General features: G+C 41.1%; 23 protein-coding genes and 1 pseudogene. 6 read left to right on the top strand and 18 right to left on the bottom strand.

Annotated features, from left to right (window positions below):
• The 5 genes from parE to nudF form a co-directional block, all read right to left on the bottom strand.
• A partial coding sequence (gene parE, locus H5185_RS13955; RefSeq protein ID WP_182742397.1) for a DNA topoisomerase IV subunit B occupies positions 1-1777 on the bottom strand: 1777 nt, incomplete at its 3' end.
• A gap of 70 nt (positions 1778-1847) precedes the next feature.
• Positions 1848-2420: a YqiA/YcfP family alpha/beta fold hydrolase gene (locus tag H5185_RS13960; RefSeq protein ID WP_124018296.1), complete on the bottom strand. Its 573-nt coding sequence runs from the start codon at positions 2418-2420 to the stop codon at positions 1848-1850.
• A 65-nt stretch (positions 2421-2485) separates the two neighbouring features.
• Positions 2486-3325 carry a 3',5'-cyclic-AMP phosphodiesterase gene (cpdA, locus tag H5185_RS13965; protein WP_124018295.1) on the bottom strand — a complete coding sequence of 280 codons (840 nt, stop codon included), beginning with the start codon at positions 3323-3325 and terminating at the stop codon, positions 2486-2488.
• A 35-nt stretch (positions 3326-3360) separates the two neighbouring features.
• Positions 3361-3798, bottom strand: coding sequence for a DUF1249 domain-containing protein (locus H5185_RS13970; protein WP_124018294.1), 438 nt, complete (start codon positions 3796-3798; stop codon positions 3361-3363).
• 38 nt (positions 3799-3836) lie between these two features.
• Entirely contained in the window at positions 3837-4463 is a 627-nt protein-coding gene (nudF, locus tag H5185_RS13975) for an ADP-ribose diphosphatase (protein WP_124018293.1), read from the bottom strand.
• Between the two features lie 468 nt (positions 4464-4931).
• On the opposite strand from nudF, the gene tolC reads away from it, so the two are divergent.
• Positions 4932-6227, top strand: coding sequence for an outer membrane channel protein TolC (gene tolC / locus H5185_RS13980; protein ID WP_124018292.1), 1296 nt, complete (start codon positions 4932-4934; stop codon positions 6225-6227).
• Positions 6228-6334: 107 nt separating this feature from the next.
• On the opposite strand, the gene H5185_RS13985 is transcribed toward tolC, so the two are convergent.
• From H5185_RS13985 to H5185_RS13995, 3 genes are read right to left on the bottom strand one after another with little or no spacing between them, the layout of a single operon-like run.
• A complete protein-coding gene (locus tag H5185_RS13985) occupies positions 6335-7069 on the bottom strand; it encodes a TIGR04219 family outer membrane beta-barrel protein (RefSeq protein WP_124018291.1) in 735 nt (244 codons plus the stop codon).
• 2 nt (positions 7070-7071) lie between these two features.
• A complete protein-coding gene (locus H5185_RS13990) occupies positions 7072-8043 on the bottom strand; it encodes a DUF2333 family protein (RefSeq protein ID WP_124018290.1) in 972 nt (323 codons plus the stop codon).
• A 12-nt stretch (positions 8044-8055) separates the two neighbouring features.
• On the bottom strand, positions 8056-8544 hold the full coding sequence (locus H5185_RS13995) for a copper chaperone PCu(A)C (RefSeq protein WP_182696708.1): 489 nt from the start codon (positions 8542-8544) through the stop codon (positions 8056-8058).
• 35 nt (positions 8545-8579) lie between these two features.
• On the opposite strand from H5185_RS13995, the gene H5185_RS14000 reads away from it, so the two are divergent.
• Positions 8580-9317 (top strand): enoyl-CoA hydratase-related protein, encoded by a 738-nt coding sequence (locus H5185_RS14000; RefSeq protein ID WP_124018288.1) that lies wholly within the window; start codon positions 8580-8582, stop codon positions 9315-9317.
• A 67-nt stretch (positions 9318-9384) separates the two neighbouring features.
• On the opposite strand, the gene H5185_RS14005 is transcribed toward H5185_RS14000, so the two are convergent.
• The 4 genes from H5185_RS14005 to dusA form a co-directional block, all read right to left on the bottom strand.
• Positions 9385-9585 (bottom strand): PspC domain-containing protein, encoded by a 201-nt coding sequence (locus tag H5185_RS14005; protein ID WP_124018287.1) that lies wholly within the window; start codon positions 9583-9585, stop codon positions 9385-9387.
• Between the two features lie 52 nt (positions 9586-9637).
• Positions 9638-9769 (bottom strand): hypothetical protein, encoded by a 132-nt coding sequence (locus tag H5185_RS23005; protein ID WP_259395234.1) that lies wholly within the window; start codon positions 9767-9769, stop codon positions 9638-9640.
• On the bottom strand, positions 9769-10068 hold the full coding sequence (locus tag H5185_RS14010; RefSeq protein WP_124018286.1) for a hypothetical protein: 300 nt from the start codon (positions 10066-10068) through the stop codon (positions 9769-9771). Before H5185_RS14010 ends, H5185_RS23005 begins: the two co-directional genes overlap by 1 nt.
• Before the next feature lie 534 nt (positions 10069-10602).
• The gene (gene dusA, locus H5185_RS14015; protein WP_182742398.1) at positions 10603-11646 is read right to left on the bottom strand and encodes a tRNA dihydrouridine(20/20a) synthase DusA; all 1044 of its coding nucleotides are present in this window, start codon (positions 11644-11646) and stop codon (positions 10603-10605) included.
• Positions 11647-11940: 294 nt separating this feature from the next.
• Between dusA and H5185_RS14020 the strand changes: the two genes are divergently transcribed.
• Entirely contained in the window at positions 11941-12084 is a 144-nt protein-coding gene (locus H5185_RS14020) for a hypothetical protein (protein WP_182722355.1), read from the top strand.
• A gap of 10 nt (positions 12085-12094) precedes the next feature.
• Here the strand turns inward: H5185_RS14020 and H5185_RS14025 are convergent, their stop codons facing one another.
• From H5185_RS14025 to H5185_RS14035, 3 genes are all read right to left on the bottom strand, one after another.
• Entirely contained in the window at positions 12095-12604 is a 510-nt protein-coding gene (locus tag H5185_RS14025) for a hypothetical protein (protein ID WP_182742399.1), read from the bottom strand.
• A 244-nt stretch (positions 12605-12848) separates the two neighbouring features.
• The gene (locus tag H5185_RS14030; protein ID WP_182742400.1) at positions 12849-13244 is read right to left on the bottom strand and encodes a cupin domain-containing protein; all 396 of its coding nucleotides are present in this window, start codon (positions 13242-13244) and stop codon (positions 12849-12851) included.
• 433 nt (positions 13245-13677) lie between these two features.
• Complete coding sequence (locus tag H5185_RS14035; RefSeq protein ID WP_182742401.1) at positions 13678-14136, bottom strand: HPP family protein; 459 nt, start codon at positions 14134-14136, stop codon at positions 13678-13680.
• An 87-nt stretch (positions 14137-14223) separates the two neighbouring features.
• On the opposite strand from H5185_RS14035, the gene H5185_RS14040 reads away from it, so the two are divergent.
• Entirely contained in the window at positions 14224-14787 is a 564-nt protein-coding gene (locus H5185_RS14040) for a TetR/AcrR family transcriptional regulator (protein WP_235781741.1), read from the top strand.
• Positions 14788-14869: 82 nt separating this feature from the next.
• Here the strand turns inward: H5185_RS14040 and H5185_RS14045 are convergent, their stop codons facing one another.
• A complete protein-coding gene (locus H5185_RS14045; RefSeq protein ID WP_182742402.1) occupies positions 14870-15817 on the bottom strand; it encodes a PhzF family phenazine biosynthesis protein in 948 nt (315 codons plus the stop codon).
• A 400-nt stretch (positions 15818-16217) separates the two neighbouring features.
• Between H5185_RS14045 and H5185_RS14050 the strand changes: the two genes are divergently transcribed.
• Positions 16218-16685 carry a chemotaxis protein CheX gene (locus H5185_RS14050; RefSeq protein ID WP_124015047.1) on the top strand — a complete coding sequence of 156 codons (468 nt, stop codon included), beginning with the start codon at positions 16218-16220 and terminating at the stop codon, positions 16683-16685.
• Between the two features lie 101 nt (positions 16686-16786).
• Here the strand turns inward: H5185_RS14050 and alr are convergent, their stop codons facing one another.
• Together alr and dnaB are read right to left on the bottom strand one after the other, a co-directional pair.
• Positions 16787-17905 carry an alanine racemase gene (gene alr / locus H5185_RS14055; protein WP_182722357.1) on the bottom strand — a complete coding sequence of 373 codons (1119 nt, stop codon included), beginning with the start codon at positions 17903-17905 and terminating at the stop codon, positions 16787-16789.
• A gap of 145 nt (positions 17906-18050) precedes the next feature.
• A complete protein-coding gene (dnaB, locus tag H5185_RS14060; protein WP_124015049.1) occupies positions 18051-19457 on the bottom strand; it encodes a replicative DNA helicase in 1407 nt (468 codons plus the stop codon).
• Positions 19458-19583: 126 nt separating this feature from the next.
• On the opposite strand from dnaB, the pseudogene H5185_RS14065 reads away from it, so the two are divergent.
• A pseudogene (locus tag H5185_RS14065) lies at positions 19584-21773 on the top strand (S46 family peptidase); the annotation flags it as partial.
• Positions 21774-22462: the final 689 nt, after the last annotated feature.

Here is a 22462-nt window from a genome sequence, read left to right on the forward strand (position 1 = left end):
TGGTTAATTGCACCAAGCGTCTAGTATTAGGATCCATCGTAGTTTCACGCAGTTGCAACGGGTTCATTTCACCCAGACCTTTAAAGCGAGTGACTTGTACTTTGCCTTTTTTATTCTCGGCAGCGATACGGTCTAAAATTGCTGTTTTTTCTTCCTCATCAAGGGCGTAAAAAACTTCTTTACCAATATCAATACGAAATAGCGGTGGCATTGCAATGTACACATGACCATTATCGACTAACACACGATAATGCTTTAAAAATAAAGCACACAATAAGGTGGCAATATGCAGTCCATCAGAGTCGGCATCCGCTAAAATACAAATTTTACCATAACGTAATTCTGAAATATCATCGCTGTCGGGATCGCAACCTATCGCAATCGAAATATTATGAACCTCTTGCGACGCTAACACTTGTCCAGAATCGACTTCCCAAGTATTTAATATCTTGCCTCTTAACGGCATGATAGCTTGAAATTCACGGTCTCGAGCTTGTTTAGCACTACCACCAGCAGAATCACCTTCTACAAGAAATAACTCACCTCGCATTGGGTCTTGACCACTGCAATCGGTTAACTTACCTGGGAGTGCTGGACCAGACGTGACCTTTTTACGTGCCACTTTCTTAGCCGCTTTCAAACGACGCAGAGCATTACCAATACACAATTCTGCTAGTTGTTCGGCTAACTCAGTATTGGAATTTAACCATAAAGAAAACGCATCTCTAGCGATACCCGCAACAAATGCAGAGCTTTGACGACTCGATAATTTCTCTTTAGTTTGCCCAGCAAATTGTGGGTCTTGCATTTTTATCGACAGGATAAATGCCGCACGATCCCAAATATCTTCGGGCGACAGCTTTATGCCTCGGGGCACAAGATTGCGAAACTCACAAAACTCGCGCATTGACTCAAGTAAACCTTGCCTAAAGCCATTGACATGGGTTCCGCCAAGTGGGGTAGGAATTAAGTTAACATAACTTTCACTTAAACTGTCGCCACCTTCTGGCAGCCAAGTAATGGCCCACTCAGCAGCCTCTAATTTACCTTTAAAACTGCCTACAAACGGCTCTTCAGGTAGTAAAATAGAGTCTTTAATCGCTTCTTTGAGGTAATCGGTTAGGCCACTTTCGTAGAACCATTCGTGCACTTCACCATTGTGTTTATTAGTGAACTTAATACGTAAACCGGGGCACAATACTGCTTTGGCTCTGAGTATGTAAATTAACTTGCTGACCGAAAAATTAGGTGAATCAAAATAACTCACATCGGGCCAAAAATGGACTCGAGTACCAGTATTGCGTCGTCCACAAGTACCGGTTACAACAAGCTCTTCAACCTTAAAGCCATTTTCAAAGGCCATTTCATATATCTGTGCATCACGGCGAACGCTAATTTCAACTCGAGTGGATAAGGCGTTAACAACAGAAATACCCACCCCATGTAACCCACCCGAAAACTGGTAGTTTTTATTGGAAAACTTACCACCTGCGTGCAACTTGGTCAGAATGAGTTCAACCCCAGGCATGCCTTCTTCAGGGTGAATATCCACCGGCATACCACGTCCATCGTCGGTCACTTCAAGGGAGTTATCGTTATGGAGTACAACTTCTATTTTAGTCGCGTGCCCCGCCAGAGCTTCATCAACACTGTTATCAATGACTTCTTGCCCGAGGTGATTAGGTCTAGAGGTGTCGGTATACATACCTGGACGGCGTTTTACCGGGTCAAGTCCATTAAGGACCTCAATAGCGTCAGAAGTATATTGGTTGCTCATAGTCCACACATTTGGAGTTAAATAGAGCCAAAGTTAGCTCAAAGTGATCATTGTATGTAACGGTATTACGTTACAACTGAATAAATTTACATATTTTATCTAATTGTTGTTCATAGCCGACAAAACTGTGGTCGCCATCAGGCTCTAAATGTAATTCACAGCTATGATACTTATGCAGTGCTTGTCGATAATCTAACACTTCGTCACCAGTTTGCAACAGCACCAGGAAACGATCGGGGTGACGGATCACGTGAGTATTATACAAGGCAACATCATCTTGATGCTGCGGTAACACCTGATAATGCTCATTGGTGTAGGGATTATATTGAGGCCCGATAAACTCTTCAAATAATTCGAACGGTTTTACCGCCGGATTAATCAATACCGCTCTGCCACCATAGGTTTCGGCTAAATAACTGGCAAAATAGCCACCTAACGACGAGCCAATAAAGCGCAACACCTGACCTTGCTGTTTAGCTTGCTCAGTGATATTGCACAGTAACATCATTGCGGCTGTGGGTGATGACGGTAATTGTGGTTGCTGAAAATCGACTTGTGGATAATGTTGCTGAATATACAGTGCGGTTTGCATGGCCTTGTCTGACCGCGGGGAACTATTAAAACCATGTATATAAAGCAGCATATTCCCTCGCGAGACGGTTAATGAGTACTAAGCGCCTCCTATTTTACATAAGATGACGCAGTAAACTAGTATCCGCTGGCCTCATTGTCTGGCGCAAAACGATTACCAGGCACGCGATATACGTTAGTACGAATGCTACCATCGCCTGCCAACTCCAGCAAACGATAACCAGGTTGAAGATGATCTAAGGCGAAATAGGATGACAATGGCTTAAATTGTATACACGTTGATGGTGTCGCCATCAATGGAATATGGCCATGAGGTCCAAGATGAGTTCTATCGACTTGCTGATGAACATGTCCCCACAGAATGCCTTTTACCTGCGGATAACGGCTTGTACGTTGTAAAAAGTCTGCTCCATTCATCATGCAATGCTGATCTAACCAGGCACACTGCATTAAAATAGGATTATGATGCATCACTAACAGTACATGCTTATTCGGTTCAGCCTTGATAGCTGCGTCGATTAAAGCAAACTGCTGCTCGCCCATATAACCACCAGGCTTACCAGAAACAGTGGAGTCGAGCATAAGTATCAACCAGTTGCCAATGATAATTCTTTGCTGACCAAACACTTTTTCACCTTGCATGCGCAAGCTCATTAAGCGAGGGTCATCATGATTACCAGGTAAATAATGGCAAGGCAGATCTAACATCTCAATCTTATGCACAAAATGCTGATAAGATTCAGGTGAATAATCTTGGCTAATATCACCCGTAGCCAATAAAAGATGGGCTGGATATTGAGTGGCGATAAAGGTATTTAACACGGCTTGAAGGCTTTGCGCCGTGTTAACGCCCAATAATTGACCTTCAGGATCAGCAAAAAGATGCGGATCAGTAACTTGTACTAATCGCACAGGCTCATTTTCAGCAACAGAATAATGCACTGCGTCTTTAAGCACAAAAGATTCCTAACATGGTAAAAAGAATAAAAAAGCTATGATTGGAAACTCACTCTCCTAGACCCAATCTTCAACAGCTCCTCAAGGAATGCATTCACTTGAAATTTTTCATCGCTATGATGCATATGTAGATTAGGATAATCATACACTGGCTTTAAACGATAAATCTGTTGGCTAGTTAACACTTCTGCTAATTGCGCATCATGATAGATACGAACAATGGCTTTTGGAGATTTAAAAAAATGTCCATTTGGTATCGGGCGCGAAATTTCGATTAACTGAGTATACTTAGTATTTTCAATAAGATTAATCGATAAAGTGCCAAACTCACCGTCAACCTGCCACGGCACATTGACGTTAATTTGTTCAGGTAACCACTTTAAAATATGTGCATAATTTCGACCACAGACTGCTAAAAAAGCACTGATGTTGGGTTGATATTTTTGCTTTTTTTTGAGGTTAAACTCTGCCACTCGATCGTTCCTATCTTGATCATTATCACGTTCAATAACTAAAGTGCCTGACGAATTCTTTGGTAGTTGAGCATCAACCATTGGATACCTAATACCGTCGAAGCATTGTCAATACGACCATTATTAACCCACTCATAAGCTTGTTCGCGACTGACAACATGGACTCGAATATCTTCATTTTCACACTCAAGACCGTGTATACCGCTAGCTTTGGTTGTATCAACATGCCCCCAGAACAAATGAAAACGCTCAGAAGTGCCACCAGGACTGACTAAATAACTGTTTATAGGTGTTAACCCTAATAAACTTAATCCGGCTTCTTCGGCTAATTCACGTTCAGCGACTTGTTCTGGTAATTCGCCAGGCTCAATCATACCTGCCACTAACTCAAGAAGCCAGATTGATTTAGTGGTTGCTAATGCAGGAACCCTAATTTGTTCAATCAGTACAATTTCATCACGAACAGGATCATATGGCAGTACCACCACCGCATGACCTCGTTCAAACACTTCACGGGTAACTTCACCGCTCCAACCACCTTTAAACAACTTATGTTTGAAGGTGTATTCGTCTAACTGAAAAAAACCTTTATACAATACTTTTTTAGATATAAGACTAAAACCTGACTCTGCGTCAAAGCTTGGGACCACGGGTTGCTCGAACATATTTATCCTTGCCTATCAAAACGTAAACAGTCTTATCATTTTGACAGTTTAAATTAACATAATTAATAACTAAGCATTTAAGCTTGCCTAAGCAAAAATAGGCCGAATTAAAATAAAATCTGTTACACTTCAAATTTGACTTGAAAATGAAAAAATCACTACTATTAAGTAGTACACAATTAGTCGTGAGCATAGTAGTGCACAATTATTAACTAGTGCACAATATGTCGATAATCAGCATATCGCGAACAACATATTGTGAACATTAATAATGAGCAATAAATCTCGATATTGAACCACGATATCTTTAGCAAATTATTGTACATAACCATAAAGCAAGTCAGTTAACGCAGATTGCCGCGTTAAGGATGAATGATGTTAACTCATTCACTTAATGAAGGGCATGACCAAATTTATAAGTTACTTAACACCTCAGCATACCGAGGCATTGTCTAAAAAGGGCAGCAAATGAAATTCAAAATTGGTTCATTATACGCAGCATTAGCATTTGCTATCGCAGCACCAGCAGCACAAGCTGATGATTTACTTCAAATATATCAGCAAGCACTTACTAGCGACCCTATCGTTTTACAAGCCAAAGCACAGCGTGATGCGTTATACGAAACCATTCAAGAGAATCGTGCACCGTTATTACCAAAAATCAGTGCAAACGTTGGCTATGCTAAAGCGTGGAATGACCCTTTAGAAGACACCGACGGTTTAACCGGTGGTGTTAGCTTAACTCAAGTTATCTACGATCACAGTGCATGGGTTGGTTTAGACCTTGCTGAAATGGCAGCATCTCAAGCAGATTCAGCTTATGCATCAACATTACAATCACTCATTACCCGTGTCACGAAAGCGTATTTTGATGTTTTAACCGCTAAGGACAACTATGAATTCCAAGGTGCTGAGAAAGCGGCAATTGAACGTCAACTTGAGCAAACTAAACAACGCTTTGCCGTCGGTCTAACCGCCATTACCGATGTTCATGAAGCACAAGCACAATATGACTTAGCTTCAGCATTGGAGATTCAAGCGCAAAACACCTTAGACAACAGCTATGAAGCATTACGTGAAATTACTGGTATAGATCACAAATCAATTAATATTCTTGATACTAGCCGTTTTTCAGCAGGTTCACCTGCCCCAGCAGCATCTGCTGGTTGGTTAAAAATGGCTGAAACAAATAGCATCGATTTAATGACTCAGCGTATTGCTAAAGATATCGCCAACGAAACCATTAAATTGTACAAAGCGGGTCATATGCCGTCATTGAACTTAAATGCTGGTTACAACAAAGGTGTTGATCAAACGCCAGGCCCAGATTACGACAATGCTAATATTGGTGTGACCTTGAGCATTCCACTTTTCGAAGGCTTTAAAGTGACTTCGCAAGTGAAACAAGCTCAATTCAGATATGTTGAAGCTAGCGAGAAACTAGAACAAACTCATCGCAGCGTGACTAAAAACGTGCGTAATAACTTTAACAACGTTACCGCGTCTATCAGCTCAATTAAAGCGTATGAGCAATCTGTGATTTCGTCTGAAAGTGCACTGAAAGCGACTCAAGCGGGTTTTGAAGTGGGTACACGTACAATTGTTGATGTACTGAACCGTACACGTGACTTATATGATTCAAAGCGCCAACTATCTCAAGCACGTTATGGCTACATTAACTCAATACTAGCCCTTAAACAGGCTGCTGGTACGTTAAACGAAGATGATGTTATCTCGATTAACAGCGGACTGATTGCTCAGTAGCCATTAACCGCACATAAAAAAACCGCCTATTGGCGGTTTTTTTATTGGCATAATATTGTTAATCAATTTTATGCTGATTCCTTAGCACGGTTTAACGCTATGTCGAATTAAAAAACTAATTCTACACCAGCAAATGCGCCACTAAACTGAGTATTTTGTGACACACCAGAGAAGTTATTCACATCAAAATTAAACTCGCGGTAACCAACACGAACAGAAGTATCAACAGCTAAACCGTCAAACTGCCATCCTAAACCAGCGCCGTAGTCATACACATTAGATTCATCTAAACCTAACATCACATCAGCAAAGCCAAATAAGCCTAAGCCAATCATACCGACTTGTGCACTGGCGTATCCCATTACAATACCACTGTCGATATTGACTTCTTCAGGGTGGCCAGCATCACTAATGCGTAATGAACCATTCATTAATTTATAGGCAGCGCCTAAATCAACAGACACTAAATCGTTATCAAGAATTTCGTAATACAACACAAAGTCAGTATTACTTAAGTCATTAGTCACCGATGTTGCACCAGTAAAATTGTGACCGTTAAAGTTAAAATCGGCATTGGCAATACCAGCGCTCGACTCAAGACGATTTTCACGAATTTTAACATTAGGCACAAACGGTAATGGATGCTCAACGGCAATCCACACGCTACCTTGTGATGAATCATCATTAAAGCTGTGAGCAACACCACTATCATCATTAAATGTGTTTGTGGTGTCAGCCTGCCAGTAATCAGCGCCTACTTTAAAACCCAATACAGTTGCCGCATGCGCCGATGACACACTTAATAGGCCCACTACTGCTGTGGCAAGAAGAGTCTTTTTCATCATTATCCTTGTGAGAGTAAGTTAGTTAAATCAATTACCGCGGCATTTGCACGCGAAATATAATTAGCCATCACCAACGAGTGATTAGCCACTAAACCAAAACCATTTCCATTAAGAACCAAAGGGCTCCAAACTGTTTGCTGAGTTGCTTCAAGTTCACGAATAATTTGACGTAAACTGACCTCAGCATTTTTCTTTTCTAATACGTCGGCAAAATCCACTTCAATGGCGCGCATAAAGTTCAATAATGCCCAAGCTGAACCACGACTTTCATAAAATACGTCATCAATTTTCCACCAACTGGTTTTAACTTCATTACTTGTTAAACCAGGAGTCGATTGACGGGCAGAGATATCACCTGCTAAATCAGTATTCAATCGCTCTTGACCCACACTGGCAGATAAATTTTGTGACATGCTGCCTAAGCGTTTCTGAACTTCTTTAAGCCATTCATTCAAGTTGTCTGCACGGGCATAAAACTGGGCATTATTGTTATCTGCATCGCTGATTTTAGCACGATAAAGTTTCAGCAATTTGATTGCATCACGATATTCACCTTCGGCACTAGGCACTAACCAACTGGTGTTATCGATGTTTAATTTCGAGTGTGCCGCTAATAAATCACTATCTGCAGAAGACTGCGACTGTGAGCGACTAAACTCTTTACGCATTATAAGCGCTAAATCGCGCACTTGCTCTAATGCACCAAATTCAAATGCAGGCATATTATCCATCATTACCGACGGAGGCATAATATCATTAGATAGCCAACCACCTGGTTTATCCAGCAAAGTTTCCATGGTGGCAATTAATGACGTTGTTGTAGCATAGCCCACAATTAACTTGCCACTATCTGTTTGCTGCGATGCCGGTTTAATCGGATCTGGTTCAATACTCCACCATACACTGACAAAATAAAGTACTAAACCAATCACACCAACAACGGCTAAAATCTTATTCCTTGTTACTTGCATCAATATAACTCCTTAATGATGGTGATGATGTTCAACAGTCTCATCATGTTGAGTCGCGGCTTGTTTAAGCACGGGAAGCTCAATCATAAGTTGCTGACCATCTTCAAAAATTAATTCTAAAGCCACATTATCATTTACGGCCAAAGGCGCAATTAACGACAACAACATCACATGGTCACCAGTAGGTTGCAAGGTTAACGCCCCGTGAGACGGTATGGTAAACCCTTCAACTTGGCGCATTTTAATCATGCCATCTTCTTTTAGAATTGTGTGTAACTGTGCCACTTTTGCCGCACTTGTCTTCACGCCAACAAGCTTAACATCGCTATTGTTGTGATTTTCTAAGGTAAAATAAGCAGCGGTGTTAGGCACACTCGCAGGCATGGCTCTAACATACCCATCAACTAACATTACGTTAGCTGTGGCTGCGAATGATATTGATGATAACACTAAAAAGTTAAACAGATGTTTGAATATTGCTTTCAATGTCTTAAACTCCATGCAATTCCACTCGCGTTCATTAAAGGAAACTACGAATGAATCATATTCAGGTAAGAGATGATCAAGGCGTACGTATCATCAGTTTTAATCGTCCAGAAAAGCGCAATGCCTTTAATCTAGAAATGTATCAGCAATTTACAGAATACCTGATCCAAGGTGAAGCAGACAATGATATTCGTGCCTTTATGTTTCATGGTACAGAAAACTGTTTTACCTCTGGTAATGATATCGTAGATTTCCTCCAAAGTGGCGCCTTAGATGATAATCATCCAACCGTTAAATTCTTGTTTTGTTTATTAGATCTTAAAAAACCTGTGGTCGCTGCGGTAACGGGGGCGGCGGTGGGAATTGGTACAACTTTGCTGCTGCATTGTGACTTAGTGTACGCTGATAATAATGCTAAATTTCAAATGCCTTTTGTTAATTTGGCCTTGGTACCAGAAGCCGCTTCGAGCATGTTATTACCATTAATTGTTGGCCAACAAAAAGCAGCCGAACTCATTTTACTTGGCGAAGCCTTCGATGCACAAACTGCGGCAGATTTAAATATTATTAACCGCGTGGTGGCCCAAGACGAGCTGATTAGCTTCAGTTTAGCCCAGGCAAAAAAATTGGCTGCACTGCCACCCTTATCTATGCAAGCATCAAAACGGCTTTTACGTCATAACCAGGCTGAAGTGAAAGCCCAGATGAAATTAGAATTAGTTGAGTTTGCAGAGCGTCTACAAAGCGATGAAGCAAAACAGCGCTTCCAAGCTTTCTTAAAAAAATAAATCCATTGACACTATAATCTCTCTGCGGGGAAGCTACTATCCCCGCTTACCCAACACTGGGTAAGCCTTAAAATCGAGATGTTTTTTGACTCATTACCACTGCAATCACAAAGTACGCTAACAAACTAATACTTGGGTTTGTTAATACTAATCCTATCGTTACGACTCGGGTCCAAAGTAATGACCAACCATATTGTTTCGCTAACTTAGCCGAGACCCCACAAACAATTCGGGTTTCATCTCGTAATCTATTGATTAAACGGTTCATATTATCCTCACGTATTGAACAAAGTTTATTGTTGTAAGTCATGACTTATCGGTTAAGCTTGGTCATTAATGCTTGGCCACAACAGCCAGCTGACTAACGTCGCACACAGTGCAAAACTGATAACTGGCAATAACAATAACGACATTAATGGCAGCACCAAGCCTATATTTATCAGCCAATCCATTACTTATTCTCAGCAGCAACAGTGGCACTAACTTTTGGCTGTTCAAAACTAGCAAACTCTAATGCCGAATTAATTTCATAAACTTGTTCAGCAATTTGGGTTTGTAACGACAGCATTAACTCTTGCTTCACATTTGAAATCATCTCCTGGCTCACTTGAGTCATATTTTGCTCTAGCACTGCAACCGTGTTAGAAATTGAAATTTCATCAGCTTGTGCCGAAGCACTGGCAGTGACAAGTAATGCTGCAGCAATTGATAATTGAACACTACGGCGAATCACGTTGGTTAAAGTAAACATAATGGCATCCTTTCTTGTGTTGGTTTGTTGCAACTAAACACCCGCTTAGTTGATTACACAATAGATATTACAAACGCCGTGCCAACTTTTAAAAATAGCCGTAAGCATATAATTTTAAAAACAAATAAATTAATTATTATTTAATCAACTGAACTAAATCCGTGAACAAAAAACCAACAGGTAGTAAAATTCACCAGATAGTTAGTAAAAATGACCACCGATACTTATTCGCCGTGATACACGCTATAACGTGTGACAATAAATGTTCAGATATCTGCGAGAGTTACTGTGGTAACAATCCATTAATTAATGAGTGATGGCCGCTTAAGGGTAGGAGGATTGTTGAGAGTTATGCTCAAAATAGCACTAATAATCATCACCTTAAGTGAAGGGTTTATTGCCACGATGTTACTTAAAGGAACAAACGAAAAAGCGCCTAACAATAGGCGCTTTTTCTCTGATAATAGCAGTTTTCAACATGTACGTTTGGGCGTTTATTTCACCACATATTCTTGTGAAATAACCAAAGCGATATCAAATAGCTTGGTCACTGCTAAGGGCTTCAGCATCAACAAACTCAGCAGCGGTTAACACAACCCCAATATCAGCATTAGGTTTATGAGCATTCTCACTTAAATGACGACGCCAGCCACGGGAACCCGGTAACCCTTGGAATAAACCAATCATGTGACGGGTAATATGGTTTAAACGACCGCCCTGGGCTAAATGAGCCTCAATATACGGCAACATTTGCTCAATCACTTGCTGACGAGTAATCACTGGTGTATCGAGTCCACACAACTGCTGATCCACTTGCGCCAATATATAAGGATTTTGATAAGCTTCACGCCCCACCATCACTCCATCTAGCAGGGCTAAATGCAGCTTAGATTCTTTAAGGGTTTTAATACCACCGTTAATGCTAATGTTCAAGTGTGGATAATCATGCTTTAACTGATAAACCCGTTCATAATCTAACGGCGGAATTTCACGGTTTTCTTTCGGGCTTAACCCTTGTAACCAGGCTTTACGCGCATGAATCGTAAATGCACTACAGCCTCGTGCGCTGACAATTTCAATAAAATCAGTTAAAAACTGATAACTGTCTTGCTCGTCAATTCCAATACGGGTTTTTACCGTGATCGGAATATCGGTGACTTGCTTCATGGCATCAACACATTGCGCAACTAACTCAGGCTCGGCCATTAAACACGCACCAAAGCGACCATTCTGCACTCTATCAGATGGACAGCCTACATTGAGGTTTACTTCATCATAACCGCGCTCAGCAGCTAACTTAGCACACGCTGCTAAATCCACCGCGTTAGAGCCACCCAACTGTAATGCCACTGGATGCTCTTGCTCGTTATAAGCTAAATAGTCGCCCTTACCTTGTAATATGGCACCCGTGGTGATCATCTCGGTATACAGCAACGCCTTGCTCGACATTAAGCGGGCAAAGTAGCGATAGTGGCGATCAGTCCAATCTAGCATCGGTGCTATGGAAAAGGTGCGATCAAGCGTATCTGTTGGTATGACTAGCTTTGGCGTTGTATTCACTGAATTTTTTACACTCATAATTTGCGGTATTGATGCACGTTTTTAGCTGCATTTAGTTAATCGGTTATGCACAAGGAGCCAGTAAGAAAGTTATAAATTAAGCAAATACAACTAGGCAGCCCTAAATAATGGCTAATTATATCATTAACCCGTCATCGAGAAACAAGTGTCTACGGATTTAGGTTTAGGAAAAGATAAAGGTGCGATCTAGCATATACGTTAGTATGACTAGCTTTTCCGTTGTATTTAAAGAATTAACGGCTCTCAGATTTTGAGTTTATTTTAAACGTTTTTAGACGCCAAGGAACCATAATGCATTGGGAAAATGGAAATGGAGAACCCGAAGTGATGACGTCTTATAGCATTCAAAAAAGTGACAAAGCTAATGGTGCAAGTAAGTACCGTTGCTTAATTCGCAAAAAAGGCTATCTATTAGTAGCAACGGTTATTGTTTAGTTTGTTTAGTTTATAATTGTTTTAATTCAGATCTAAGCGCAGATATTTGACGGTCTATGGATTCGACTTCTGTACTTCCCTGTTGCATCACAGCGGTCATTTCTTGCGCTAAACTTTGCTGCCAAGTTGCCCCTGCTAAATTATTATTAGCTCGCTTACCTGTTGTACGCAATTGCTCGATCTTGTCATCACGATCTTTGAACGCTTTTTTCCTTTCTTTTTCAAGGTTTCTAATTTCCCGTTCAATTTTTTGTTTACGTAAGTATTGAGCGATTTCAGCTTTTTTATCACGCGGATTAACACTAGTATCCTGCAGCCTTGCATCTGTAATCTCGTTAGTTAGGTTTTCAGGATAACCTCTTGATGGTGCAACTACGCTACCTACATTACTTAAATCTAACGGTTCGCTTTGGTCGTCGCACGGGTCGGCTTGATATTTACCATCCGCACACTTATATACTTCTGCGGAAGCAGAAGCAGACACCATGATTAAAATAACGATTAATGATTTTCCATCCATAGAACACCTCTTATTTAGTTATTTTTATTGTACAACGGTATGATTTCTGAACAAAACTAAATTGAAATTTATGAAACCTAATCCAAAACAATAGTTTAAGGTTACAAAAACAGAGAAAACGAAGGTTTATCTTCTTACCACTTTTCAAGACGGCAGTTTTCATGATAGCACTTTTGCTTAACCAAATAGAAAAACTCTCGCCTACGGGCACTTAACCCAGTCTCATGCGACCTATCTTTATTTGTTATATGCAGTTTGGTTGCTCGATACTATGCTCAGTTGGTTGCGGTGTTATGGTCATGACTTTAACACCTTTTGGTGATTCAAAACGGTGCCAAACATCTTTGGGGATAACCAACATTTGCCCCGTCGATAAAAGGCTACGTTGCTCTACGTTACCATCCAAAAGGATTAATGTAGTTTCGCCACCTAAAACCTGAACAAACTCATCACCTTTTGGATGCTTTTCCCACTCACTAAACCCAGAATAATGAGCGATATATACTCCACCATCGCTATACTCAGATAACAGTGCAAAAGCATTTTTTGCTTGTTCATTAGTGGTTTCTGGCGTTCTATCTTTGAGAAACTCAACTCGTGAAAATTGATCGTTTATGGTGATTGCTACAGATTTCGACACTTGCTTGCTCCTTGTACTACATAACGTTCTAGTATTTGTGTACTGCGCTGTTTGCAAAGCATAAATCACTTATTGGACTTAGCCATTGCCGAGTCCAGATTAGTTGGTACGCTTTATACTGTAGGAGTTTTGTTTTTTGAGCGCGGTCTCACGCTTACAAAGTAGGTTTGAATAGATTGATACTGACAAGTGTTTAAGTCTTTCATTGAAATCCCTTTTTTTATTGCTGTGTTCCATCACACTGTTTTTAGTTTAGCTGATTCAATGAGGATAATACACTCAATTGAAGCTCCATTTAGCTCAGCGCAGCAGCTTAGTTCAACGCGGTAATGAGGTATGAGCAACGCCAGCACCGAAACTATTGCACCGTAAACATAAAACCCAGCCTTTAGCTGATAATGCCAAATGTTAGGAACCATTCTTAAATGCTTTATTAGCATTCTGGTTTAAAGTGGTAATCCTGAAGCTTTTGAAGCCCTTTACCCATCAAAACTATGACAACAGAACCGACTAATACAGGGGTAACCAAAAACAACCATCCTTGCCCTGAAAGCATAATTAGAATTGGATTTGCTCCAGCAGGTGGGTGGGTTGTTTTGCAAACCAACATACTGGTAACACCTAACCCAGTCGCTATTGCGACTGTAACCGGAGTTACGCCTATGTATTGGTAGAAAAACACTCCGATAAATGCCGTTATCAAATGTCCAAAAATAACATTTTTTGGCTGAGCCAATGGACTACTTGGCACACCAAACACAAGCACTGCAGTAGCTCCAAATGGAGCCATAATTAATACAGCATTATCTATGTTAGCTTCAATTAATGACAATAAACCAATGGTAAATGACGCCCCGATCCCAGCAATTACAGCTAACAAATAACGATTCATATACACACCCAAAAAGTAGAACGACTTGTCTACCGACAATTGTAGACAAGTCGTTCTACTTTTGTCAATATAAGGACAACTAGTTTTATGGAAATCATGATGAGCAAGAAACGTGAGCTACTGTTAAACACAGCGCTAGATCTTTTTTACCGACAAGGTATTAACTCTATTGGAATTAACGAAGTCATTAAGGTATCAGGAGTAGCTAAAAAAACTCTATACAATCACTTTAACGGCAAAGACGATTTGATCATGGCTGCGTTAAACCAAAGGCATCAAATCTTCATGAGCTGGCTAGAGCGTAAGCTAAGACAAACAACAAGCGACCATGAGTTAATCGATGTTCTATTCCAATCGTTACACAGTTGGTTTAGTGGAAATGAAGCTGAACTAGGTGGTTTTAGAGGATGCTTTTTCATCAATACGTCAGCAGAATTTAGTAACCCAGAAAGCGATATTTCTCGCTATTGCTGTTACCACAAAGAACAAGTACGCCAGCTTATTCAAAACAAACTAAACAATGCTTCACCGGATCTCATAAATGCTATCTGTTTACTTAAAGAAGGCGCCATCACGACTGCATATATGACAGGGAAAAGTGCTGAAATAGTCCAGAGTAGTGTAAATATTTTGCATCGCCTTGAGTGCTAACGGCTTATGTAACGGACGTACTGATAACCTCTGGCCGTTTAACACCACACCAAACAGATCAAACTCTTTATCTATGATTAACTTAATAAGAGTACATCTCAAGTATTTGGGCGGGTTTCACACTTGAGATAAGAACGCCACTTCGCGCGGCTATCCTTATTTGGTAAACGAAGATTTGCTGCTGTCCAATCTCTTGAGCAAAACCACCGACCATCACCTTGAGAGTCGCCAATTCATTTGACTCAACTGAAGCTGTAATGATTGAAACACAATTCATTGCCCTACCTTGCTCGAAAGTAAAGTCATTCATATGTTCACTACTAAGATATTTACTTAGGTAGCATGCTAATGCTCCGCTAGCACTCCCTGTAGCTGATTCCTCTGGTATGCCAAACAAAGGCGCAAAGTTACGACAACTCGCTGTCAGGCCGCTTTTTCCCTCGCACAATTCAAAAGCATGCAGACCAACTAAATCATGTTTTTTACAGAATTCACTGAGTAAATGTTCATTTACCTGGATTTTATCTAGATACCCAAATGGCACTGGAACCATAATATCAGGCAGGCCTGTTGAAATAACCTCGATTGGTAATTGAGTTGACGCTAACGTTTTCACGTCAATGCCAATTAACTCCGATATAGCCTCGTACCCAAAAACCCCAAGATATTCAGGTAGCTTTTGCTCCATCACTATTTGACCATTAGACGCTATAGTCACAGCAAGTAAACCGACTTTCGTCCTTTGGACATATCGCCCTGCGGTGATGACTCCTTTTTTATACATTATTGAGAATGCAGCTAAGGTAGCGTGCCCACAGAAGTCAACTTCACCCGTTATGGTAAAAAAAGACAAGCCAAAGTCGACTTCATCATCTTGAGATACAAAAGCAGTTTCTGAATAACCAACGACCTGTGCTATTGCTAACTTTTGTTCGTTAGACAGATTATCTGCCTGCAATACTACGCCTGCAGGGTTTCCTCCGCTTCCATTGGCAGTAAAGGAATTAACCAAAAAAGCGTCAACTTTCATCAATCTCTATTTCTCCTTATTAAGCTGATTGAACGGCTCGAGCGATAAGTTAACCCGCTTAAGCTATTGATTTACCTCATCCTAGATTGACCATGTTACTGATACAAAACGATTAAATTATCAACAAGATAGGTTTAAGAAATCAGTAATGTAAATACATTATCAATGTGTAAACCTCTCAATTTCAACTTAATATTTGTTTTTGCAACTGACGTCTCTTTCAATTTCATTTTTGTGTTCTAAGCTTGAAGCTGTATTCCATTTTGCTGATATAGTAAGCATTTATAAAAATCAGTAACTATGATGGTTTATCATGATAGGGTCGTGTAACGTGATGTTCTGTCTATTCTCTGCCTATGACCTATCGCCAATTTTTGAATCTAGAAGGATCGCTTAGCCTATGAACGTTGAATTCATTAACCCATTCCTTGTTTCTTTAATCAATGTTATCTCAACCATGGCAACTATTGAGTTAACGCCTGGTAAGCCACAATTGAAAAATCATGATATTGCAAAAGGCGACGTATCAGGCTTAATGGGCATGATAAGTCCTAAAACCCGCGGCTCACTGTCGATTACCTTCGAACAGTCATTAATTCTTGAAATAATGAACAATATGCTAGGGGAAAAACCAGAATCCATTAATGAGGACATAACCGATTTAGTCGGTGAAATAACCAATATGGTGACGGGTGGAGCTAAAAATTTATTAAGTGAAAAAGGATATGATTTTGATATGGCCACTCCGGCCGTCGTCTCTGGCAAAAATCATACTATTTCCCACAAAGCCCGCGGCAAAAAAATTATGATGCCCTTTAGTCATAAGCACGGCAATGTGTTTATCGAAATTTGTTTTGAAGATGTATAAGCTTGTAAAGACGAATGATATTTCAGCTAAAATGGTGCCGCATAAACTAAAATGCCCAAGACGCAACAGCGTATTGGGCAAAACGCAGCATGGTTACGTTGCTAGTCAAGTAACTCAACCACAACCCGTGGGGTTAATTTAGTCACTAACTCATAAGCAATAGTGCCAATATGCTCAGCCACTTCCTCTACCGCGAGGGTTTTACCCCAAAGCTGCACGCTGTCACCAACTTTATCTTGCGCATCTGCGCCCAGATCTACCGTTAGCATATCCATCGATACTCGGCCAACAATTGGCACCCTGCGGCCATTAATCCACACCGGTGTACCTTCTGGCGCATTACGCGGATATCCATCACCGTAACCCATAGCCACCACACCTAAGCGGGTATCATGTTTCGCGGTCCACACGGCGCCGTAGCCCACGCTATCACCGGCTTTATGCTCACGAACAGCAATTAAATTAGACACCAGTTCCATAGCCGGAATCAGTTGATGGTTAATCCCTTTGTCGCCAACAACTGGAGATATGCCATAAAGTGCGATGCCTGGTCTTATCCAATCGGCTTGGCTTAATGGCCAAAATAATGTTCCGGCTGAATTGGCTAAAGTACGATCGCCATCTAAGTGACTTGTCAGTTGTTCAAAGGCATCCATCTGCTTTTGAGTCAGCTGATTATCAGGTTCGTCTGCACAGGCAAAATGGGTCATCAAATGGATCGGTTTAGCCACTTGTGGGCAAGCCATTAAACGCTGATATATGCCGGAAAACTGCTCTAAACTAAAGCCGATACGATGCATACCGGTATCGATTTTTATCCATACGGTGACCGGATTATCGAGCTTAATGGTTTCAAGCATTTGCAGTTGTGATTCATGATGCACGACAGTGTCGATATTATGGGTGACCAACAACGGCAAGTCGGACTGGCGGAAAAAGCCTTCTAATAATAGAAGCTTACCTTTTACGCCGCCGTCTCTGAGCTCCAATGCTTCTTCCAGCCTTGCTAAACCAAAGCCATCGGCGCCGCCGTAATATTTACCTGCACTTTCTATAAAATTTAATATACCAACACTTTCTGCAACGTTTAGCAGACCATGACCGTAACCATTGGCTTTAACCACAGCCATAATTTTGCTATCTGGTGCAATAAGACGCAGTTGTGCTAGGTTACTTTGTAATGCGTAACGACTGATTTCTGCACGGGGAAAAGGTTTCAATAGATTGCCTTAATTAACAATAAATAACATGGCGCGGCTTGCTGCCTGTTAGGAGGTTTAGTGCCATAAAGAACCCCTCACTAACAGAGATAAACTCGTATCATAAATAACGATACTAAAAACACAAATATAATCTAATCAATGATTAATCTTCTTCGAATTGCGGCCCAGCATAATTATCAAAACGAGAGAACTGACCTTGGAATACCAGTCGAATTCGCCCAATCGGCCCGTTACGCTGTTTACCAATAATGATTTCAGCGGTGCCTTTATCTTCTGAGCTGTCGTTATACACTTCGTCACGATAGATAAACATGATCAAATCGGCATCTTGCTCAATAGCACCTGATTCACGCAAGTCAGAGTTAATTGGGCGCTTATCGGCACGTTGCTCTAGCGAGCGGTTAAGCTGTGATAAAGCAATAACAGGCACTTCTAACTCTTTGGCTAAAGCTTTTAATGAACGAGAGATTTCTGAAATTTCTAAAGTACGATTATCTTTTAACGCTGGCACCTGCATTAACTGCAGGTAATCGATCATGATCATTGATAAGCCGCCATGCTCGCGCGCAATCCGTCTGGCACGACTGCGCACTTCTGTGGGGGTTAACCCTGAGCCATCATCGATGTACATTTTACCTTGCTCAAGCATAATGCCCATGGTTGATGACACGCGAGCCCAATCTTCATCATCTAATTGACCAGTACGAATTTTGGTTTGATCAACCCGGCCGAGTGAGGCCAGCATACGCATCATGATCTGTTCTGATGGCATCTCGAGACTAAAAATAAGCACTGGCTTATCTTCATTCATGGCGGCTTGTTCGCACAAGTTCATCGCGAAGGTGGTTTTACCCATCGAAGGACGTGCGGCAACAATAATTAAGTCGCCAGACTGAAACCCGGCGGTCATTTTATCTAAGTCATTAAAACCACTTGAAACGCCGGTTACCCCGTTATGAGGATTGTTATAAAGCTGTTCAATCCTATCGACGGTTTTTTCAAGAATACTTTTAATGTTTTCCGGGCCTTCATTGGCATTGGTTCGCATTTCAGCAATTTTAAAGACTTTGGTTTCGGCTAAATCTAATAATGCACCAGAATCACGCCCTTCAGGATTGTAACCTGCATCAGCAATTTCATGGGCTACAGCAATCATGTCACGCACCACGGCACGTTCGCGCACGATATCCGCATAAGATAAAATATTACCGGCACTGGGAGTATTTTTGGCAATTTCGCCTAAGTAAGCAAAGCCGCCGGCATCATCTAATTGGTCTTCAATTTCGAGTTGTTCAGATACGGTAATCAAATCCAGCGGTTGGCCAGATTCCATTAAACGTTGCATTGCCGTAAAAATCATTCGATGAGAACGAGAATAAAAATCTTCTGGCACAACCGCTTCAGAAACACGATCCCACGCTTCAGCATCTAGCATCAACCCACCTAAGACGGATTGTTCAGCTTCAATAGAGTGAGGAGGCAATTTTAAGGCATTAACTTCTACATCTCTCTGCCTGTTTCTTGCTTTAAAAGCACCTTGCTGTGACATTAACACTCCCAATTTACAACGACTTTATAAAATATGGTATAACACCGTGGTGTAGCTTATTTCGCTGTCATTACGAATTCAAATGACAACTTCGTCAAACGCAAATAATCATTTAAGGAAAAATACATGCGTATCATACTCGTTGCAGCACTGGTGCTGACATCAGGCCTAGCTTTGGCCGATGAAGGCCAATGGCAGCCATATCAAATGCCATCCATTGCAGACAAACTTCAGCAACGTGGTATTGATATTCCCGCATCACAACTGGCCGACTTAGGGCAGTACCCAATGAATGCAGTCGTCAGTTTGGGCTATTGTACCGCCAGTTTTGTATCCCCCCAAGGCCTAGTTGTCACAAACCATCATTGTGCTTATCGCGGCATACAATATAACAGTAAAAAAGAACATAATTACCTCGCAAATGGCTTTTTAGCAAACACCCAAGCAGAGGAACCTTCCGCAGGGCCAAATGAACGTTTATACATTACCCAAGCAGTCACCAATGTGACCGATGAAGTAATGGCTAACTTAAGCACCGAACCTATGGCTCGCTTTGAAGGCATAGAAACTAACAGTAAAGCCTTAATTAAACTCTGTGAAGCAGATGACAACTATCGATGTTCGGTTAACAGCTTTCATCATGGATTAGAATATTATCTGACAAAACAGTTAATTATTCGAGACGTGCGTTTGGTGTATGCACCACCCAAGAGTGTTGGCGGATTTGGCGGCGACATCGACAACTATGAATACCCTCGTCATTCTGGCGATTTTACTTTTTTACGCGCCTATGTGGGTAAAGATGGCAAGCCAGCAACGTTTAATAAAAATAACGTGCCATACCGGCCTAAAAGCTATTTAAAAATTAATGCCGATGGAGTAAAAGCTGGCGATGGTATCTTTGTTGCCGGTTTTCCAGGTTCTACCAGCCGTTACAATTTAACCAGTGAACTACAATTTGCCAGTGATTGGATATACCCAACTTACGCAAAACGCTACCAATTACAAATTGACACCATCACTTTAATGGGTGATGTCGATAACGATATCGCGCTTAAATATGCCGGTACAATCGCCTCTATGGCTAACCGGATGAAGAAACTCAATGGCTTATTAGATGGTTTCAGCGCAACTGATATTGTCGGCATTAAGCAGCAACGTGAAAATGACTTTCTCGCTTGGCTTAAAAAAGATCCTGGCGCTAATCAAGAGTTAATCAATAACCTTGAAGCGTTACTCGCCGAACAACATCAACAAATGCAAACCACTTATTTCTTTAAAAATGCCCAATCTAGCGAAATGCTCCAAGCCGCGAGCAAGCTTTACCGTTTAGCTCAAGAAAGAAAGAAACCCAATGATCAACGTGAATCTGGGTTTCAGCTTCGTGATATGAAAATGTTTAAAGCGGCACTTAAACGTATCGATAGTAGCTTTGATCCGGTGGTTGATAAAATCTTGTGGTTACAAGACTTACAAGCCTATATCAGCCAACCACTTAAAAACGAAGTGTTTGATAATGCCTTAAGCATTTCAGATGATTTTGAAGAGCTAGAGTCAAAGGTTGAAGGCTTATATGCACTCACTGAGCTCACTGATCAGGCTAAACGCCTTGCATGGATGAGTAAAACAGCAGAGGAGTTTGAAGTTAGCGGAGACCCATTTATTCGATTAGCTGTGGCTATTTACGATACCAATATGGCTATGGAAAAGAGCGAAAAATTACTTTACGGTAAGCTTTCATCTGTTCGTCCGGAATACATGAAGGCGATTATTGACTATTACAAATCAAATAACTGGCCTGTATATCCTGATGCTAACCGTACCCTACGCATAACTTATGGCATGGTTGATGGTTACCAATCTAAAGATGCGTTATACAAGCAGCCATTTACTCGTTTAGCAGGCATTCTAGCTAAAAACACCGGTGAAGCGCCCTACAATGCCCCGACTAAGCTGTTAGATGCAATTAAAGCTGACGACTTAGGCAAACATCGCGTCACTTCAGTCTATAGACAGCAAAGCAGTTGTCAGTTTATGTCTTGTTTAGATAAGCCTGCTGATTTTAACTCTGTACCGGTTAATTTTTTATCCAGCGCCGACACCACTGGCGGCAACTCTGGCTCACCGGTATTTAATGGTAAAGGTGAATTAGTTGGGCTTAACTTCGACTCAACTTATGAAGCGATCACTAAAGACTGGTTCTTTAACCCCACGATCACTCGCGCCGTGCATGTCGATATTCGTTATATTTTGTGGATGATGGATAAAGTCGATCACGCTGATAACTTGATAAAAGAATTAACCTTAGTGACTAATACAGCAGGAGAAACCGAGATACCAGCAGATACAGCAACTGAGGCCACTATCGAAGCGAATACCAATTTTGATAATGACACAGTCACTGAGTCAGTACCTGAATTAACCACCACAGCAGATACTGAAGATAAAGCTGAGTTCTCTGACCAAGCAATTGAAGCTGCGACAGAAGCACAAGCAACAACTGATCTCAGTGATGAATCAGCACCTGAATTAGTCCCTACAGAAGATATTGGAGATGCTGTTACTGAAGATGTAGATACTGAAGATAGAGTTGAATTATCCAACCAAGCGACAACTGAAGTCGCGATTGAATCTGAACTCGCGAGTGAATCTGCACCTAAATTAATCTCTACACTAGATACTGAAGATCAACTTGAGTTCTCTAACCAAGCGACAACTGAAGCCCCTGCTGGGGTCGTAAATGAAGCCACCAATGAACCTCAAGCAGCAACTGAAGCCGTCAACGAAACTACTGATAAAGCAGAGGCAGCAACAGAACTCTCGAGTGAATCAGCACCTAAATTGGTCCCTACCGCAGATATTGAAGATCAAGCTGAGTTACCTAACCAAGCGACAACTGAAGCCGCGATTGAAGCTGAAATCTAGCGTGAATCAGCACCTAAATTGGTCCCTACCGTAGATATTGAAGATTAAACTGAGTTAACTAACCAAGCGACAACTGAAGC

The sequence above is a fragment of the Shewanella sp. SG44-6 genome, from assembly GCF_014164185.1.
Lineage (GTDB): Bacteria > Pseudomonadota > Gammaproteobacteria > Enterobacterales > Shewanellaceae > Shewanella > Shewanella vesiculosa.